The organism is Shewanella violacea DSS12, from assembly GCF_000091325.1.
Lineage (GTDB): Bacteria > Pseudomonadota > Gammaproteobacteria > Enterobacterales > Shewanellaceae > Shewanella > Shewanella violacea.
The window spans coordinates 421,824-441,986 of record NC_014012.1 but is presented as its reverse complement, the minus strand read 5'-3'; the positions used below and the strand labels follow the sequence as shown (position 1 = coordinate 441,986).

Below are 20,163 nucleotides of genomic sequence, written 5' to 3'. Positions count from 1 at the left end.
ACTTTACCGCGACGTTTAGTTTTTCTTAAACGAGCAGTAAAGGAACGCAGCTATCACCGATTTAGACCAGCAAAAAAAGCAAAATTACATCATGCCGCCCATACCGCCCATACCACCCATACCACCCATATCAGGTGCAGAAGCATCTTGTGGTACATCGGCAATCATACATTCTGTGGTGATCATCAGACCAGCAATAGATGCTGCAAACTGTAGCGCGCTACGAGTCACTTTAGTTGGATCTAGGATACCCATCTCAAGCATGTCACCGTAAGTGTCGTTACCTGCGTTGTAACCGTAGTTACCAGTACCGTTCTTAACGTTGTTAGCAACAACTGAACCTTCTTCACCTGCGTTAGCGGCGATCTGGCGTAGAGGAGCTTCCATGGCACGAATTGCGATAACTACGCCGTGCTTCTGGTCTTCGTTAAGTACTTCAATGTCAGCAATCTTGCTAGCAACACGTACCAGAGCAACACCACCACCGGCTACAACACCCTCTTCGACTGCTGCGCGAGTCGCGTGAAGTGCATCTTCTACACGTGCCTTCTTCTCTTTCATCTCAACTTCGGTAGCTGCACCGACCTTGATAACTGCAACACCGCCGGCTAGCTTAGCCATGCGCTCTTGTAGCTTCTCTTTGTCGTAATCAGATGTAGACTCTTCAGCCTGGATCTTGATTTGTGAAACGCGAGCCTTAATTTGGCTCTCTTCACCATTACCGTCGATGATAGTAGTGTCATCTTTAGTGATGATAACGCGCTTAGCTGTACCAAGATCTTCTAGAGTCGCTTTCTCAAGCTCTAGACCAATCTCTTCAGCGATAACTGTGCCGCCAGTCAAGATAGCGATATCTTGTAGCATAGCCTTACGACGGTCACCGAAACCTGGTGCCTTAACGGCAGCAACTTTCACGATTCCGCGCATGTTGTTTACGACTAGTGTCGCTAGTGCTTCACCTTCAACGTCTTCGGCGACGATAAGCAGTGGCTTACCAGTCTTAGCCAAACCTTCAAGGATAGGCAGTAGCTCACGAATGTTAGACACTTTCTTGTCTACAAGAAGTATGTATGGGCTTTCTAGCTCAACGCTGCCAGTTTCTGGCTTGTTGATGAAGTATGGAGACAGGTAACCGCGATCGAACTGCATACCTTCTACTACGTCTAGCTCGTTTTCCAGAGCCTGACCTTCTTCAACTGTAATAACGCCTTCTTTGCCTACACGATCCATCGCTGTTGCGATGATTTGGCCGATAGTCTCGTCTGAGTTAGCTGAGATAGTACCAACCTGAGTGATAGCTTGAGAATCGCTACATTCTTGAGATAGGTTTTTAAGCTCGGCAACAGCGGCAACTACAGCCTTGTCGATACCGCGCTTAAGATCCATTGGGTTCATGCCAGCAGCGACGGCTTTAAGGCCTTCGTTAACAATTGCTTGAGCAAGAACGGTAGCGGTAGTGGTACCGTCACCGGCTTCGTCGTTGGCTTTAGAAGCAACTTCTTTAACCATCTGTGCGCCCATGTTCTCGATCTTGTCTTCAAGTTCGATATCTTTAGCCACTGTGACACCATCTTTGGTGATCAGTGGTGCGCCGAAACTCTTATCCAGAATTACGTTACGACCCTTAGGGCCCAAAGTGACTTTAACTGCGTTTGCCAGAATGTTTACGCCCGCAAGCATTTTTACACGTGCGTCGTTACCAAATAATACTTCTTTAGCTGCCATGTTCTTTATCCTTGAAAATTTGTTTGAATGGGATGTTGAAACTCAATGAGTTCTTAGCAAGTGCTTAGCTCACTACAGCCATTAGGTCAGATTCTGAAAGGATCAGAACTTCTTCACCATCAATCTTTTCTTTCTTAACGCCGTAACCTTCGTTGAAGATCACTATGTCACCCACTTTTACGTCTAGTGGTTGAACAGAACCATTCTCAAGAATTCGGCCATTGCCTATTGCAAGTACTTCACCGCGAGTCGATTGCTCGGCAGCACTACCAGTCAGTACTATGCCACCAGCAGATTTTGATTCAACTTCAGAACGCTTAACTATGACACGGTCATGTAATGGACGAATGTTCATCTATGGACTCTCCTAATGATTTTGCCAACATAATAAGGCAGGCAAATAAAAATTTAACGGCGAAATTTCATGTAAATTAAGTCGCTTGATGTTGGTGATATGGGGCCATCTAGGCGAGAACCAAGGTTTTTACAGAAATAATCTCATTTTTTTTATCCGGCTTTTATAAAAGCCGCATTAATCCTGATAGAATTGCCCACCCCAGCAGACTAGGCAAGACTTCTCCATGAATGACAGACACGGGCTACTCACCCAGCCAATCGGTCGTGTACTGCTAAATATGAGCCTCCCAAACCTGATTGGTATCTTGACCATTCTTGGGTTCAGCCTAGTCGACACCTTTTTTATCAGTCAGTTGGGCACAGAATCTCTGGCAGCCATTAGCTTCACTTTCCCAGTTACTCTTATCATATCCAGCATAGCCATAGGTATAGGCGCCGGAGTGTCCACCAACTTAGGTCGTCTCATCGGCGGTGGTCAGGCAGATAAGGCCAAGGTGTTTCTCCATGATTCCTTGTTACTGACCTTCATGCTGATCGCACTGATTTCCATGTTAGGCAGCCTGTGCATAGGTCCACTATTTAGCCTCTTAGGCGCCAACGACTCTAGTCTGCCGCTGATAGCCGACTACATGTTTCTCTGGTATCTGGGAGCCCCACTGTTGGTGCTGCTAATGGTTGGTAATCAGGGACTGCGCGCAACTGGTGATACCCGCTCACCGGCCAAGATAATGATGTTGGCCGCGCTGATTAACCTTATTCTCGATCCCCTGCTTATCTTCGGCATAGGCCCCTTCCCCAGACTAGAGATCCAAGGGGCCGCTATCGCCACTGTGATCTCCTGGGTTGTCGCCCTGTCACTATCCAGTTATCTGCTGATATTTAAGCGCCACTTAGTGGAGTTTGCCGACTTCAATATGGTTCGCCTTAAGCGCAACTGGAAACAGTTGGCTCATATCGCTCAACCTGCGGCCTTGATGAACCTGCTTAACCCGCTCGCCAATGCAATTATCATGGCCATGCTAGCCCGCATAGATCACGGTGCTGTAGCCGCCTTCGGTGCCGGCATTCGTATCGAATCCGTGCTCTTGATTGCCGTGATGGCACTGTCATCCAGTCTGGTACCCTTTATTGCCCAAAACTTAGGTGCGGGTCAGACCGAGCGTGCCCGTGATGCCTTGCTACTGTCACTTAAATTTATTCTGGTATTTCAGACCTTGCTCTACCTGCCGCTGCTGCTATTGTCCGAGCCGATTGCTCAGTTATTCAGTGGCGACCCTCAGGTCGTAGAGTGGTTGTCTTTCTACATCTTAATGATACCCGCCGCCTATGGCCCTCTAGGTATAGTTATCCTGATGGCCACATCCCTCAATGCCTATCACAGGCCCATGAGTTCACTGATCCTTAATGTATGTCGCCTGTTTCTGATCATGCTGCCTCTGGCCGCTCTGGGTTCTTATTTGGGGGGTATTAAAGGCCTGCTACTGGCACTGCCTATCTCTAATACTTTAATGGGTATCACCTGCTATATTCTGGCAACAAAAATCTCCGAGCCTGAACAGTTAAAGCACACACAAAATTATGCCGCTGGAACGAATAAGAAAGTGAAAAGTCACTAACTGATATGGATTTAGGCCGACAAGTACAGTGACAGACGTTTATCAGTGCAAACCTCAGTAGCGAGAAAAATCTCCGAGTCTGAGTAATTAAAGCACACACAAAATTATGCCGCTGGAACGAATAAGAAAGTGAAAAATAACTAACTGATATGTATCTAGGCCGACAAGTACAGTGACAGACGTTTATCAGTGCAAACCTCAGTGGCGAGAAAAATCTCCGGGTCTGAGTAACTAAAGCACACACAAAATTATGCCGCTGGAACGAATAAGAAAGTGAAAAATAACTAACTGATATGTATCTAGGCCGACAAGTACAGTGACAAGACACTTAGCTAAGCAAACCTCAGTGGCGAGGTGTTTATCAGTGCAAACCTCAGTAGCGAGAAAAATCTCTGGGTCTGAGTAACTAAAGCACACACAAACTTATGCCGCAGGAACGAATAAGAAAGTGAAAAATAACTAACTGATATGTATCTAGGCCGACAAGTACAGTGACAGAGATCTACTAGAATCAATATTCGATCCCAGCCGTTAGCTAATACTTAGGTGAGGTGTACCTGCCACATCAAGCGATGAAAATCTTCAAGACTTTCGAGACCAACGAGTTAAAACACACACCAACTTACATACATAAAAAAACTAATATGCGGACCAAAGATAACTAATTATGCAGCCTGATACTTACACAGATAAGACCTTTATCGATGCCAGCTTCAGTGGCGAAGATCTGCAGGACGCGATATTCGAGCGCTGCGAATTTTACCGCTGTGATTTCAGTCGAGCCGATATGACCGATGCCAGCTTTATTAATTGTAGGTTCGTCGAGGCTGGAACTGCTGAAGGCTGTAATTTCAGTTATGCCACCTTAATCAGCGCCAGCTTCAAACATTGCAACCTGAGCATGGCGATGTTTACTGGTGCTCGCTGTTTCGGAATTGAGCTTAGAGAATGCAACCTGCAAGGTGCTGACTTTGCCCGGGCCAGCTTTGCTAACTATATTACCCACAAGAGCTTCTTCTGCAGCGCCTACATCACAGAATCAAACCTCTCCTACGCCAATTTAGAATCGGCTCAGCTAGAGAAATGTGAGCTAATGGACAATCGTTGGCGAGGCGCTAACTTGCTTGGCGCATCTATGAAGGGCTCAGATCTCAGCGGCGGCGAATTCTCCCAATCACAATGGGGCACATTCGAGCTAGAAGGCTGTAACTTATGCCGGGTAGAATTAGACGGGTTAGATCCCCGCAACGTCAAACTCGAAGGCGTGATGATAAACCAATGGCAGCAGGAGCAACTGCTGGCACCACTGGGGATCATAGTCGCGCCGGATTAAAGGTGATAAGTATTAAGCTCAAGACAGGGCAAAGAAAGCTGTAAGGCTAAAGACAAAGACAGCAGAGCCTAGATACGAGTCAGGGCTCTAGCTTTGACTTATCCCTTATCCCTTACAACTTACCGCTCATAACTTACAGCTAGAGCTAAACCCAGGACTTAATTGAACCACGTAGCCGCTCTTCCCTGCCACAGCCTTGGCCAAGGTTGCAACGCTCGAGTGCGTCCATCATATGATCGATAAATCTCTTACTGGCTAGGCTAATAAAGCGTCTTGACGGATAAACCAGGTAGCACTTACCTATGTAGGGCTCTACATCTTCAAACAAGATGGTCAGTTCACCTCGCTCAACATACTCACGAGTCACCTTGGTGGGTAAGAACGCAATCCCCCGGCCAGTAATGCTAGCTTCCAGACAGAGTTCAATACTATTGAGACACAAGTTACCTTTCACCGCTATCTTCATATCATTACCGAAGGGTACTTCATTGAAAATTCGACCGTTAGGGTAGCGAAACAATATGGAATTATGTTTCTCGAGATCTTCAGGCAACACAGGCGTACCCGCCTTGGCCAAATAACCTGGGCTGGCGACAAAATGTAGCTCTTCGCTGATCACCTCTCGCGCCACCATCTCATTTTCATTAAATGAATCTTCCACCATAAAGGCGAGATCGATATTGTTACGGATCATATCCTGAGGCTCAGTGCTGACAATCAGCTCGACGGTGAGCTCAGAGTTATGCTCCATAAACTCAAAAATGCCATTAGCAATATCCAGTAGCTCAGGTACGGGAAACATTAGGATACGCAAGTGGCCACCAATCTCGGCTTGAGTATCCGTAAGCTCCATCAGAGTCTGCTCAAGATCCCCGAGAATAGACAAGGTTTTATCATAGAAATGGCTACCCGAAGCCGTTAACGTCATGGCTCGACTCTGACGATGAAATAATTTGACCTTAAGTTCATCTTCTAATGCCTGCAGACGCCGGCTCACGGTCGACTTAGGCAGGTTCAACAGATCCGCAGCTTCAACTAAACTCCCCGTCTCTACGATGCGATGGAACAGGGAAATATCTTCAGTTTTCATCACTCACTCTCACTTATCTCTCACAGTCTCTCGATGATTTTCACATTCAAACCGGTAACTAAATCGATCATGCTCACGCTTAGTTTTAACAATCAAGTCTAAATAGTCTCATTATCTGGAACCTATGGTTCCACATGTTCCCGTTTTGTTCAATATTAGTTACTGCTATCTTAGCCAACATTAATACATCTAGTCGCACATAGGGAAACCTGTTTATGAAGTACCTAGCAAAAACATTCGCAGCCATAATGATCACCGGCATATTAGCGGGCTGCAACGCAGAGTCCATCGAAGTTGCCTCACAAACCATAAGACCGGTGAAGTTATTGGAAGTCACGGATGTTAATGCCGCTTCTATTCGTGTTTTCCCGGCAAAAATAGCCGCCACCAAACAGGCTGATTTAGGCTTTAGAGTGTCAGGTCAAGTGATCGATTTTACTCTGGTAGAAGGTCAACAGGTAAAAAAAGGCACTATCTTGGCCAAGCTGGATGACAGAGATGCCCGTAACACCTTACTCAACCGCGAGGCCGATAATGAGCTGGCCACCGCCGACTACAAGCGTAAGGGTGAGCTGTTACGTCGCCAGTTGATCTCAACGGCCGATTACGACCTCGCTAAGGCTCAACTGAAATCAGCCGCCGCCGCTCTGGCTAACGCCCGGGATCAATTGAGCTACACCCATTTACTCGCACCATATGACGGCACAGTCGCTAAGATCTCCATAGACAATTATCAGATGATTCAGGCAAACCAGATGGTTCTGCTGATACAGAAGGATCGTAATATTGACGTAGTGATCCAGGTACCTGAGTCTATGGCCATTCAGGCGATCACATTTAATCCCCATGCTAAGTTTCAACCTCAGGTGCGTTTCAGCGCTCATCCGGAGCAAGCCTATCCGGTAAAACTGAAAGAACATGCGACTCAAGTGACTCCAGGCACTCAAAGTTACGAAGTTGTCTTCACACTCGCCAGACCCACTCAAATCAATATTCTTCCGGGTATGAGCGCCGAATTAAGCTTAGATCTCTCTATGGACTCCCAGCTAGATAAAACCGTAATCCCTGCCAGTGCAGTGATGAAGCGTGATCAAGATGGCGAAAATATCATCTGGCTCTATCATGCAGACACAGGCAAGGTGACAGCGCAAATAGTCACCTTAGGTCGAGTAACTACAGATGGCATAGAAATTTTAACCGGCTTGAACATGGGCGATCTGCTAGTGGTAGCCGGTGTGCAGTACTTGTCAGCAGAACAAAAAGTTAAACCTCTTCATTGGCAACGCGGGGTGTAACCCCTTACTCAGTATTACCTAAGCCCTCATTTTACTCTTTCGCCTGCAAGGATTTTACGCCGTGAATTTCGCACAATACTCTATAGAACATAAAGTGGTGAGCTGGATGTTTGCCCTATTGCTACTCGTGGGGGGCAGCATCTCATTTCTTGGGCTAGGTCAGCTCGAATTCCCCGAGTTCACCCTCAAGCAGGCACTGGTTGTCACCGCCTATCCTGGTGCTTCACCGGAACAGGTCGAGGAGGAAGTAACCCTTCCCCTGGAAGATGCCCTGCAGCAACTCGATGCTATCAAGCATATCACCTCGATCAGCAGTGCTGGTCTGTCGCAGATAGAGATAGAGGTCCACGAGCATTACGGCGCAGACGAACTGCCTCAGGTGTGGGATGAGGTTCGCCGTAAGGTCAACGACAAGCTAGGTGAACTGCCACCTGGGGTTGTGACTCCTGCTGTTATCGATGATTTCGGCGATGTGTATGGTATTTTGCTCAACATCTCAGGAGATGGCTACACTAGCCGTGAGTTGCAAAATTATGCCGATTTCCTCAGGCGTGAACTTGTGCTTGTCGATGGTGTAAAAAAAGTCACCATAGCCGGCAAAATTACCGAACAAGTAGTGGTGGAGATTTCCCAGCAGAAACTCAATGCTCTGGGTCTAGATCAAGACTATATCTATAGCCTGATCAATAGCCAGAACGTGGTCTCCAATGCCGGCAGTATCCGCGTTGGCGATAACCGAATTCGTATCCATCCTACCGGTGAATTTAATCGAGTAGAGCAGATGGAGCGTCTGTTAATTAGCGCCCCTGGCAGCACGAAATTGGTCTACCTTGGCGATATCGCCCAGGTGTATAAAGATAACGATGAGACTCCAACAAATATCTACCACGGCAATGGCGAATCAGCCTTGTCTATCGGTATCTCATTTTCCAGTGGCGTCAACGTGGTCGATATCGGCGTAGCCATCAATGAAAGACTGCTCGAGCTCGAAAATGAGCGCCCCATAGGTATAGAGCTCAACACTGTCTACGACCAGAGTAAGATGGTCGATGAGACCATCACAGGTTTCTTAATCAATCTGGCTGAATCTATTGCCATAGTGATCTTCGTGCTCTTGGTATTCATGGGCGTGCGTGCCGGTCTGCTGATGGGACTGGTACTGCTATTGACCATATTAGGCACCTTCATCATGATGAAGGTGCTCAATATCGAGCTGCAAATCATCTCCCTTGGTGCCCTAATCATAGCTCTGGGTATGCTGGTCGATAACGCCATAGTGGTGACCGAAGGCATACTCATAGGCATCAAGCGTGGCCAAAGCCGACTAGAGACATCTAAACAAGTGGTGTCACAGACTCAATGGCCGCTACTTGGCGCCACAATCATCGCCATTCTCGCCTTCGCTCCGATTGGCTTGTCAGACACAGCCACAGGTGAGTTCTGCGTATCCCTATTCCAGGTGTTACTGATCTCGCTATTTATCAGTTGGATCACCGCCATGACCTTGACCCCCTTCTTCTGCCACCTGATGTTTAAAGATGGCGAAGTCAGTGGTGATGACAATGATGACCCTTACAAGGGCTGGATATTCCAGCTATACCGTAGCAGCTTAAATCTGGCCATGCGTTTTCGCGCCGTCACTTTACTCATGGTTATCGCTGCGCTGTTCACTTCGGTAATGGGTTTTGGCTACGTTAAAAATGTCTTCTTTCCTGCCTCAAACACGCCTATGTTTTTCGTGGATGTGTGGATGCCGGAAGGCACAGATATCAAGGCCACAGAACACCTGCTAGGTCGCATAGAGAAAGACCTGCTTGCCCAGCAAGCGACCCAAGATATAGGATTAGTTAATCTCACCAGCGTTGTCGGTCAGGGTGCCCAGAGATTCGTGCTCTCCTATGTCCCGGAGAAGGGCTACAACTCATACGGACAACTACTGATCGAGATGACAGATCTTGTCAGCTTAGATAAATACATGCGCACACTGGAGAAGGAGTTAAGCCTCAAGTACCCAGAAGCCGAATATCGTTTCAAGTATATGGAAAATGGTCCCAGCCCAGCGGCTAAGATAGAGGCGCGCTTCTACGGTGAAGACCCTGTGGTACTGCGTCAGCTTGCCACCCAAGCCAAGGCTATTTTAGATGCAGAGCCGACAGCTGTTGGTGTAAGACATAGCTGGCGTAACCAGGTAACCCTGATCCGTCCTCAACTGGCACTCGCTCAGGCCCGTGAAACCGGGATCAGCAAGCAAGATCTCGATAATTCACTGCTGGTTAATTTCAGTGGTAAGCAAGTTGGTATCTATCGTGAGAACACTCACCTGATGCCTATCATAGCCAGGGCGCCAGCCGAGGAACGCCTCGATGCCGACAGTCTGTGGAAACTCCAGGTCTGGAGCTCGGAAAACAACGTCTTCGTGCCCGCAACTCAAGTGGTGTCAGAATTTAGCACCGAGTGGGAAAACCCGCTTATCATGCGCCGTGACAGGAAACGTATGCTGGCCGTTTATGCCGATCCTATCAACGGCACCGATGAGACTGCCGATTCTGTCTTCAAGAAAATCAGAGCCGACATAGAAGCCATCCCGCTTCCAAATGGCTATGAGTTCGAATGGGGAGGCGAATACGAGACGGCAGGCGAGGCCCAAGTATCAGTATTTAGCTCAATTCCTATGGGCTATATGGCCATGTTCCTCATCACAGTGCTGCTGTTTAACTCCATACGTCAGCCTCTGGTTATCTGGTTTACCGTACCGTTAGCCTTAATCGGTGTGGTATCCGGCCTATTGATATTCGATGCGCCCTTCAGTTTCATGGCGCTGCTTGGCTTACTCAGCCTGACTGGCATGATCATCAAAAATGGCATAGTACTGGTCGATCAGATCAATCTGGAACTGAGTGAAGGTAAGGAGGCCTATCAAGCTGTGATCGACTCGTCCGTGAGCCGGGTAAGACCCGTGTTGATGGCAGCTATAACGACTATGCTGGGAATGGTGCCACTACTGTCAGATGCCTTCTTCGGCTCTATGGCTATCACCATCATCTTCGGCCTGGGCTTCGCCTCAGTGCTGACACTCATCGTCTTGCCGGTGACTTATACCTTAGCATTTCGTATTCCTTACCCTAAACAGGCGAAAAACTAAGTAGGCATAAGCAAGCAGCAGGAAAAAAAGATTCAAAAATAAAGTAGTAATAGGAATGAACAAGGAGAAAGCTCACCACTCAGAGATTTACAAGTAACTGCTTCCCGGCAATCCCGATCCCATTGCGGATCGGGCTTACTTTTAGACGCTACAATAGCTTGATACTTTAATGGAACCGACTCCCCTATACAGATCGCCCCATGCAGAACGCTCCGATCCCAGAGCAGGTCACTCGGATCCTGGCCGGTTGGATCCCATTGCTGATCGCGTTTACGTTTAGACCCTGTAATATCTTGATACTCTAATGGTACCGACTCTCAAATTCAGATCATCCTATGCAGATCGCCCCACGCAGAACACTTCGATCCCAGAGCAGGTTGCTCGGATCTAAGTCGGTTGGATCCCATTGCGGATCGGGTTTACGTTTAGATCCTGCAATTGCTTGATACTCTAATGAAACTGACTCTGCTATGCGATTCCCTAGGCAGATCGTTCCCAGAGCAAGTCACTTGGATCCAAGTCGGTTGGATCCCATTGCGGATCGGGTTTACGTTTAGATCCTGCAATTGCTTGATACTTTAATGGAACTGACCCCCTATTCAGATCCTCCTATGTAGATCGCCCCACGCAGAACGCTCCGCTCCCAGAGCAGGTCACTCGGATCTAAGTCGGTTGGATCCCATTGCAGATCAGGTTTACGTTTAGATCCAGCTATATCTTGATACTGTATTGGAACTGACTCTCAAATTCAGATCATCCTATACAGATCGCCCCATGCAGAACGCTCCGATCCCAGAACAGGTCACTCGGATCTAAATCAGTTGGATCCCATAGCGGATCGGCTTTACTTTTAGATCCTGCTATATCTTGATACTGTATTGGAACTGACTCTCAAATTCAGATCATCCTATGTAGATCATCCTATGTAGATCGCCCTATGCAGATCGCTCCGTTCCCAGAGCTGGTCACTCGGAGCCAAGTCGGTTGGATCCCATTGCGGATCGGCTTTACTTTTAGATCCTGCAATTGCTTGATACTGTAATGAAACTGATCCCCCATGCAGGTCGCCCCAATGAAATATGCCAATCTCATATCCTTTACCTTGGCCACCAGCCTATTGAGCTCTATTCCGGTTATGGCTCAAGAAAATCAATTCTATGATGAGCAATCTTCCCAGACCTACCAAATAGGCATTATGATCCAAGCCATTTCGGCTGCACTGGCTAAGCCCAAAGATCCAGACTCTCTCGACACCATAAGCCGATATGGCACCGACTCACGTTATTACGTGATGATCCGCGGCTGGTTAGTACAGGAACTGCTTGGGGTCCAGAGTCAGCTAGATGCAAGCCATGCAAATGAGGCTGAGTCTGAAACTAAACTAAAATTCATCGATAAAGTGACATTTTTACATGAGGCCATTGGTCGAATTGATTTAGAATGATGACAAGATGCACATCAAGTAATGAAGAAACTCATATGAGCAAGGCAATCACAGCCGCACTGATCTCAGCATTAGTCTGTCCCGGGACCGGGCACTTTTACTTAAAAAAATATAAGATCGGCACCCTTATCTCTGCCGTCAGCCTGAGTGGATTAGTCTACCTCCTCTATCAAGCGGTGGAGCGTGCGAGGGATATCTCAGATCAGATCTTATCCGGTGCCATTCCTCTGGATTTTAATCTGATCTATCCAATGATCACCGAACAACCGAGTGGCTCTGCGGCCCTCTACATATCTATTGCTACTTGGGTATTTATCATTAGCTGGCTGGTTGGGGTTATCGATGCCTATCGACAAGGGCGTGCTTTAGATAAGAGCCTAGATAAATCCGGTAAGCGGTAAGCGGTAAGCGGTAAGCGGTAAGCGGTAAGCGGTAAGCGGTAAGCGGTAAGCGGTAAGCCACTAGTAAAAATAAAGGCCCAGAACAATACAGTGAGTTCGGGCCTTTAGTTCAAACGATTTAACTATTTAGTTATTACTCGTTGTAACAGCTAACTCTTAGATTCGCTTCATCGCCGATGTGGTAGAAAAATCATGTTGAGTCGAGGAGTCAGAACTCTTCTCTTTGCTAGATACTTCATTTTTAGAAAACTGATAATGCTTGCCTGCCGCAACAGTTTTAGAAAAATCATGGTGAGTCGAATCCAGTTGCAACAGATTTCCCTTCGCTGGCTGATTCTTCGAAAAATCATAGCTAGATTTAGCTGCCGCTGTTTTAGAAAAATCAGGTATATCGGCAACAACACTTGCTGATGAGAACACAAATACTGCAGATAAGGCCACGCTGGTTAATAATTTCATATAGAACTCCAATCTTTTTTTGACCACAGATTGCAATAACATTAAGCTATTTTTAACAATCTGTGAACAAAATAATCACATGTCGTGCAAATTAATTCGTTTATAATCAAGTTGCCGAAAGAAAATTTTGGGGAGTGGAACTGCTATTTAACTACTGGGCTACAGCTAGACTGCACCTGGGTGAAATCAGCAGAAATAGCCAGTAACAATAGACAAACCACTAGAGAGTTGGAGTTAACTCATTGGTGGGCGATAAACTTGCGCGGCATCGGCAGTCTGTATTGACCAGAGTCGATTAGGTATCTGTTCACTGGATGTAGCTGGCAGAATATATGAGCAAGATTGGATAATACCCATCATGGAAGCGCAATGAGTCACACAATGGCCACTGGCTAGTATGATACAAGCTTGGTCACACTCGACTAGACCTTGAGAGAAATTTTGGCCTCTTGGGGCTTTAGGCTCAGAAATAGGGGAAGAGACTGAATCCTTTTGTAACCAAGCTGATTCATGACTCATGGAGTGCAATAATTCAGGCATAGCCATCGCCGGGGACAAGAGGTTTTGTCCAACTAACGCGATAAACAACAGCAGATGTATGATCTGTTTTGCCATAAGTTAAATTATTTAGCCTTAAAAAATGCGACAAGCAATGAGTTACACAAGGATAGACTCTAGCCCAATAAAATAGTTCAAAACGATGAAGGTTCTTAGCCCTAGAACCTTCATTACCAGCTTCTATCGACTCGCTTAAATCGGCGAACCAGGTGGTATCTTAAGCGGCTCGGCTATCAGTTTGACCTTAGCATCTTTCATGCCTCTCTCAACGCCATCTGCAAGCCAGGCAAAATGAGCCGCCTCGTAGGCGCTGACTCGCTTAACCTTACGTTTAAGCTGCTTGAGTGTATAACGCAAACGCCCTGCCAGCTGTGCCTTTACCTCGGGTCGTGTCTCCTTAGCGTGGTAACTCGCTAACAACTCATCGAGTATCACGCTGTTAACCCGCATCCAGACCCCTTGCTCGGCGCCGTTGGGCATATCCTCATACAGAGTGCTACCCAATAGCTTATCGACTAATGCCGGAACGGATAGCTGTTCCCTGTCGCCGATATAGCCCTGATTCACCCGGTTGAGTCGCTGCGGCGCGAGCAGCTGCTGCGCCGTATGACGACTCAATACTTCGGCCATACCCAGCGGATCTATGATGACTCCAAGACCCGAATCGAAACTCTCACGAGTCTTGCTGTAATTTGCCGCCTTGGGTACTAAAGATTCCTGCAAGGCCTGAGAGATGACTAACGCCTTGGGAGACAAGGTATCGAGTAAGGCATCCAGGGCACTTTTTTGCAGCTGAGGCGCAATATAGTGCCATGACTTACCGTCGACATCTTCGCTATAGCTGTAATCTGTACCGCCAATGAATTTAGCTGCCGCGGTGATCTGATAACGATTGAGTAGATAGATGGGCACGAAGATATCACTTAGCTCCCCCCTAGGTTGTCCCGCCAATAAAGCCGAGGGAGAAAAATCATTTATTGCCTTGGCTCGCACCTTATCGATACGGATAAGCTCGGCAACTGGATCGCTGCCATTATCCCAGAGGCTGGCATAAGCATTGCTGGCTCCCTTGGAGCGAGAATCCGCTTCACCTATGTAGCGCAGTCCCTGGCGCTGCACCTGAGCCATTAGCTCAGATAACTGAGCCGACTCCTCGCCAGAATCGGCATATTCCCTATAACCATATTCAACAATATACTTATCCCAGGCACCGACACCCACGCCGTAGGGCGCCGAAATGTCTATCTTGTCGCCTTTGAGTGTCGCCAGTGGATGGGGGTAATCCATCACTGAGGCATTATCATTACTCGAGGCGGCGAAGTTATGATCGAATCCTAAGGTATGACCAACCTCGTGGGCTGCCAGCTGACGAATTCGAGCCAAAGAAAGCGCCATAGACGCATCTTCTGCGGCCTGTCTGTCCTCCCAACCTGCGGTGAGGCCGCGGGCAATCATATGATCTTGGCGAACCCTTTGGCTGCCTAAGGTCACATGGCCCTTGATGATCTCTCCGGTTCTGGGATCGGCAACTGCCGAGCCGTATGACCAGCCCCGTGTCGCCCTATGTACCCATTGGATGACGTTGTAGCGAATATCTTGAGGATCGGCATCTTCGGGCAATAACTCGACCTTGAAGCCATCTATGAATCCAGCCTGTTCGAATGCTTCTTCCCACCAGCCAGCTCCCTCTAAGAGTGCGCTGCGAATTGGCTCAGGTACACCGGGATCCAGATAATAAGTGATAGGTTTTATTACTTCACTTGGCTCAGTTCCCGGGTTCACTTTCTGCAAACGATGGCGCAGCAGATGACGCTGACGAATATCCTGATCAACCTGAGTACCATAATCCAGGTACTCCTCGGCCAGATAACCACTCATAGGATGGTAATCTCGAGCCACATAGCCCTCTTCCGGCAGCTGAATGAAGGAGTAACGCAGACGCACCGACATATGATTAGCATCCGGTGTCACTTGGGCCACATAGTTACCCGCCTTGGTACTGTTGAAGGTCAACAGTACATCCACATCGCTGTTACGCTCGAAGGATTTGACTCCCTGAGGCAAGATGAGCGAACGGCTTTTATCTAGCCGATAGCTCCCTTGCTTAGTATCCTCTAGCACCGAAGATATGCCGTGGAGATCGTTAATAACCAGATCATTGATCGACACCAGATCCCGTTTGCCATCGATGATCTTGCCTCGCCAGAGCACTGACTCGGCAAAGGCCTCTTTAACGGCTCTGAGCTCGGCGGCGTTATCGGTACTGGCACGATATTGAGTATTGAGCTGTTTGAGGATCAAGTAAGGACCATGACGCTCAAATTGCACCATGCGGGTATAACCAAGTTGACCACGATCTAGGCCAATATCATTGGAACCTACGCCATGGGGCAAGCTGGTAAGTAATAGGAAAGGTTGATCTAACTTATTCGCTTCTAGGTAAAGTTCACCATCGGCTTTAGCGTAAAACAAGTTGAGAAAGCCTGTTGTAGACTGGCTTTTCTTGATGATGCTGGCGGTATTGCTTGAGGCTGCGACGACATCGACGACGGGCACACAGATAAGTGCTATCGCCAAAGCGAGATTATAAGACTTCATTTGCTCTCCTTGAATGAGGCTATTAACACCTGCAGATCTCAACAACTTAATTTTTGTTTTTGTTTTATGTTGAGATTCTGTTCTAATTTTGCATTAGCTTAACAGTAATATGTTTACTCTCAAGTGCAAATCATTCAATTAACCTACTCTTAGAGATTTATCTTAGGAGTAGGCTTGGAAATTAATAACGCCTTTATCAATCTTTAACGGATTAACTCACCTCATCTTTCTGCTTAATCCAGTAACTTAAGGTATCGAACAGCTCATTGAGGACGATTGGTTTAGTAATATGAGCATTCATCCCCGCCGATAGACTCTTCTCTCTATCACCAGACATGGCGTGAGCCGTCATGGCTATGATAGGCAGCTCCTGCAGACTAAAGTGCTTTCTGATCTCTTTTGTTGCGGTTAACCCGTCCATCACCGGCATCTGAATATCCATGAGTACCGCATCGAAATCCTTCTCGGCGATCATATCTATGGCTATTTGACCGTTATCGGCAACATCCACCTCATAGCCCGCACTCTTAAGGAGTTCGGTGGCAACCTGCTGGTTGATGAAGTTATCCTCTACCAGCAAGACCATGCCCACATGTGTATCGACCACTTCTTCAGCTTCTACTTCTATCACAGAATTGACCTTAGGCTCTTCGGTGAAAGCGCTGATGATCTCATCGAACAGGGCTGATGCTTTAAACGGCTTCTGTAGCATGGCGTAAATATTTGAGCGATCCGCATCTTCTTTTAAGGGTTCTGCGGCATAGCCTGTCATCATGATGACGATGGGACGCTTATCTAATCGACCATCGGCCACCATGCGATCTAGCTCTTCGATCACCTGAATGCCATCCATCTCAGGCATCATCCAATCGAGCAGTAGAAGATCTACCGATGACTTCTCCAGCTTATAAAGTGCCTCTGAACCATTAGCAGCAGTATCCACTTCGAAGTGGAAATCACGCATCACTGTGGCATAGATCTGCAGTGCCGTCGGGTTATCATCGACCACTAGAGTCTTAAGACTGCCTAAACGCTCAGGCACTATCATAGGTTTAACTTCGGCCTCTTCGGCAATCTCGAAGCTGATGGTGAAACTGAAGGTACTACCTACCCCCATCTCACTCTGAACCTGCATCTGACCGCCCATCATGGACACTAGATGCTTACTGATAGAGAGACCAAGACCTGTGCCACCATACTTACGAGTGGTAGAGCCATCGGCTTGAGCGAAAGCATCGAACAAACTAGCCTGTTGCTCCTTACTGATCCCTATGCCGGTGTCACGGACCCAGAACTTAAGGGTGATGCGATGATCACGCTCACCCACATCTTCACAACCCAACTCTATCTCACCAGTCTGAGTAAACTTGACCGCATTAGAGAGCATGTTGATCAGCACCTGACCTAAGCGCAGGGGATCACCCTCGAGGATTAATCCTGCTGTGACTGGGGCGTAGAGGAGCAGCTCGACTCCCTTCTGTTGCGACTTGAGAGCATTAAGGTCTAGGGCATGATCCAGCACCTTATCCAGCGGAAATGCCACCTTCTCCAGCTCTAATTTACCCGCCTCAATTTTAGAGAAATCGAGAATATCATTGATGATCCTCAGCAGAGACTGAGCCGAGAAGCCGGCCTTATCTAAATAATCTTCCTGCTTAGCCGTGAGTTCTGTACGCTGAGCCAGCTGCAACATGCCGATAATGGCATTCATGGGCGTGCGGATCTCATGGCTCATATTGGCCAGAAATTCACTCTTAGATAAGTTAGCAGACTCGGCATCTTGTTTAGCCTCAAGCAGAGCAACTTCGTTACTCTTATGCCGAGTAATATCTTTATGAGTACCCACCATACGTTTTGGCTGATTATCGACAGTGTATTCCACCACGCGACCACGGGAGAGTAACCAGTGATACTGGCCACTCTTGCCGCGCATCCTGAATTCGACATCGAAGGCACCGATAGGATCGCCAAGATACTGCTCGCGATACTCTTGCACCCGAATCCTGTCATCGGGATGAATCAAGTCGTCTAAGGTAGAAACCAATGCCGGAAACTCATTGCTCTTGTAGCCAAGCATAGAATAGTAAGCTGGATTACAGATGATCTGTTTCGAGTCCAGATACCAATCCCACAAGCCATCTTCTACCGCATCCATGGCTAAGTGATAACGCTCCTCGGACAATCTTAACTGCTCGGCCGACTCATACTCTCGAGTCACATCACGCCAAACAGCAATCAAACCTAACAGCTCACCGCGCCGATTATAGAAGGGCAGTTTAAGGGTATCGAGTAACACAGGCTTACCGGCAAATTCCACCTTCTCCTGATAGCGCAGGGGAGTTCGCTCTGCCAGTACGCGTTCATCCTCAGCTTTAATACGCACCGACTGCTCTTGTGTAGTGAGTTTTATCGACTCCTGACCTATGAGTTCACTCTCGGTATAGCCCAACATACGCTCGGCTGCCTTGTTACAGCCTAAATACTTACCCTCTTTATCCTTGAAGACAATCGCCTCAGGGATGGAGTCCAGCAGAGATCTTAGCAAGGCATATTCCCGCTCTCGCCGCTCTGTAGTCTCTTTCAATCTTGCTGTACGGCGTGCCACCAGCTTATCTAGCCTTCGATTTTGCTCGGCTAGATGCTTGGTATATTGCAGGTTTTCTTCGAAGATTCGACTCACCAGTTGGAACCAAGGTTCCCAACCCTGAGATATCTGCTCCGGGGGCTTGCGAGGCTCCAAAGAACAAGATTCCAGATGGGTCAACAGACGGGAAGCTGGGTTCACGAATGAGCGGCGGGTCTGCCAGTGTACTATGGTCACCAATACCGACAGGGCCAATACCACTAAGATAAATGTCAGCTCGAGCTTATCCCAGGAATCCTTGAATAACTCATCTCTATCCTGCAAATAGAGCAGGCGCCAGGGAGCATTCTGCAAGGCTACCGAGTGGATGTAGTAACCATTTCTGATGATCCCTTCGTGGGCATCGAACAGTTCCGACTCAGGAATGGAGTGCAATTCAGAGGGGATCTTCTGACTGATATGGAACACACGACTGATCTCAGACTTGTCATCATCACTGTGGGAAAGAATATTATTATTCTGATCCAGCAGAATAACCGTACCCGGCATCTTAAAATAGAGATGCATTTGTTTCGCCAGCGAGGACAAGGTCATATCCAGATTGATCGAGCCGATAAATTCGTCTTCCAAATAAATAGGCACACCTAAGGTGGTCAGCAAGCCTTTGCCGCCCGGGTCCACATAAGCTGGGCTCCAGAATACGCTGCGCTGAGGGTTCATGGCTGGCGTGGCTAACTGGAACTGGTTCTTATTAAGCAATTCATCTCTGAATCTTTGCTCATCCGATGGCCAGGGGAAATAGGACATGATCCTATGCTTAGAGATGTAATAGATAGATGAGGCTTTAGGAGCCGCTTCGATTGCCACGGGGAAAGAGAGAGATAATTCGAACAACATCTCCAGTTCTTGATAAAACTTCTCGCTGCGGCCATTGAGGGAGCCTGCACCTGTGATACGCCCCATATTGGTAAAAGGTTCACCACTCTCGGCATAGCTTGGCTCTAAGGTAAAATACTGGCCACTCTCATCGAATTTTTCATACTGAGGCAAACGCTCTTTACGCACCAACTCACCAAGCCTGAGATGATCGACTGCGACATTTCTCAGACTCTTTACCGCTCGGATACTCGACTCCAGCAATAGATCTATCTGCAGAACACGGCGCTCGACCTGCTCCTCTCTTTTCTCCATAAGCTGAGATTTCTGGCCATCGAAGAAGAACCAGGCAGTGATCAGCGCCATGATAATCACGCCAATATAGGTATAAAAAACAGCACGGTTATAGTTTTTCTGTATCGGCGACTTCAGTTGAAGATCTGGCTCAGTCGATTTCATTCATGGCCCTTGAATAAGCCTGCAATTCCCTGCACAGACTTTGGATTTCATTAACCGTATAGTATCAGGAAGACAGATGAATTGAATACACTATATTTGTCTAATAAGTTAACTAAAGTCAGATTAATATGCCAGATAAACACCTAGCTTACAGATAGATACAGAGCTGATTAAAATTTTACCACTACGCTACATATTTCACTATAGGTGAAATAATAAGACCTCC

Annotated in this window: 13 protein-coding genes; 6 read left to right on the top strand and 7 right to left on the bottom strand. The window is 47.5% G+C overall.

All coding sequences use genetic code 11. The features are described 5' to 3' along the window. Positions 1 to 84: 84 nt before the first annotated feature. On the bottom strand, positions 85 to 1,725 hold the full coding sequence (gene groL / locus SVI_RS01740; protein WP_013049651.1) for a chaperonin GroEL: 1,641 nt from the start codon (positions 1,723 to 1,725) through the stop codon (positions 85 to 87). A 64-nt stretch (positions 1,726 to 1,789) separates the two neighbouring features. Next, positions 1,790 to 2,080, bottom strand: a complete 291-nt coding sequence (locus SVI_RS01735; protein WP_013049650.1) for a co-chaperone GroES — start codon at positions 2,078 to 2,080, stop codon at positions 1,790 to 1,792. Between the two features lie 226 nt (positions 2,081 to 2,306). On the opposite strand from SVI_RS01735, the gene SVI_RS01730 reads away from it, so the two are divergent. Both SVI_RS01730 and SVI_RS01725 read left to right on the top strand, forming a co-directional pair. Next, on the top strand, positions 2,307 to 3,698 hold the full coding sequence (locus SVI_RS01730; RefSeq protein WP_013049649.1) for an MATE family efflux transporter: 1,392 nt from the start codon (positions 2,307 to 2,309) through the stop codon (positions 3,696 to 3,698). 667 nt (positions 3,699 to 4,365) lie between these two features. Beyond that, positions 4,366 to 5,031, top strand: coding sequence for a Qnr family pentapeptide repeat protein (locus SVI_RS01725; protein WP_013049648.1), 666 nt, complete (start codon positions 4,366 to 4,368; stop codon positions 5,029 to 5,031). A 145-nt stretch (positions 5,032 to 5,176) separates the two neighbouring features. Here SVI_RS01725 and SVI_RS01720 read toward each other — a convergent pair whose 3' ends face one another. Next, positions 5,177 to 6,121, bottom strand: coding sequence for a LysR family transcriptional regulator (locus SVI_RS01720; RefSeq protein WP_041419576.1), 945 nt, complete (start codon positions 6,119 to 6,121; stop codon positions 5,177 to 5,179). Between the two features lie 215 nt (positions 6,122 to 6,336). On the opposite strand from SVI_RS01720, the gene SVI_RS01715 reads away from it, so the two are divergent. The 4 genes from SVI_RS01715 (at position 6,337) to SVI_RS01700 (ending at position 12,403) form a co-directional block, all read left to right on the top strand. Next, positions 6,337 to 7,416: an efflux RND transporter periplasmic adaptor subunit gene (locus SVI_RS01715; protein ID WP_013049646.1), complete on the top strand. Its 1,080-nt coding sequence runs from the start codon at positions 6,337 to 6,339 to the stop codon at positions 7,414 to 7,416. Between the two features lie 61 nt (positions 7,417 to 7,477). Continuing rightward, positions 7,478 to 10,558, top strand: a complete 3,081-nt coding sequence (locus SVI_RS01710) for an efflux RND transporter permease subunit (RefSeq protein WP_013049645.1) — start codon at positions 7,478 to 7,480, stop codon at positions 10,556 to 10,558. A gap of 1,072 nt (positions 10,559 to 11,630) precedes the next feature. Continuing rightward, a complete protein-coding gene (locus tag SVI_RS01705; protein ID WP_041420170.1) occupies positions 11,631 to 12,002 on the top strand; it encodes a hypothetical protein in 372 nt (123 codons plus the stop codon). Between the two features lie 35 nt (positions 12,003 to 12,037). Then, the gene (locus SVI_RS01700; RefSeq protein ID WP_041419575.1) at positions 12,038 to 12,403 is read left to right on the top strand and encodes a hypothetical protein; all 366 of its coding nucleotides are present in this window, start codon (positions 12,038 to 12,040) and stop codon (positions 12,401 to 12,403) included. A gap of 156 nt (positions 12,404 to 12,559) precedes the next feature. Here SVI_RS01700 and SVI_RS01695 read toward each other — a convergent pair whose 3' ends face one another. The 4 genes from SVI_RS01695 to SVI_RS01680 all read right to left on the bottom strand — a co-directional run bounded on the left by SVI_RS01695 (position 12,560) and on the right by SVI_RS01680 (position 19,937). Further along, entirely contained in the window at positions 12,560 to 12,862 is a 303-nt protein-coding gene (locus SVI_RS01695) for a hypothetical protein (protein WP_013049642.1), read from the bottom strand. 234 nt (positions 12,863 to 13,096) lie between these two features. Further along, positions 13,097 to 13,477, bottom strand: a complete 381-nt coding sequence (locus tag SVI_RS01690) for a hypothetical protein (RefSeq protein ID WP_041419574.1) — start codon at positions 13,475 to 13,477, stop codon at positions 13,097 to 13,099. 135 nt (positions 13,478 to 13,612) lie between these two features. Beyond that, entirely contained in the window at positions 13,613 to 16,018 is a 2,406-nt protein-coding gene (locus tag SVI_RS01685) for a zinc-dependent metalloprotease (protein ID WP_013049640.1), read from the bottom strand. A 211-nt stretch (positions 16,019 to 16,229) separates the two neighbouring features. Beyond that, positions 16,230 to 19,937, bottom strand: a complete 3,708-nt coding sequence (locus SVI_RS01680) for a response regulator (protein WP_013049639.1) — start codon at positions 19,935 to 19,937, stop codon at positions 16,230 to 16,232. Between the last annotated feature and the right edge of the window lie 226 nt (positions 19,938 to 20,163).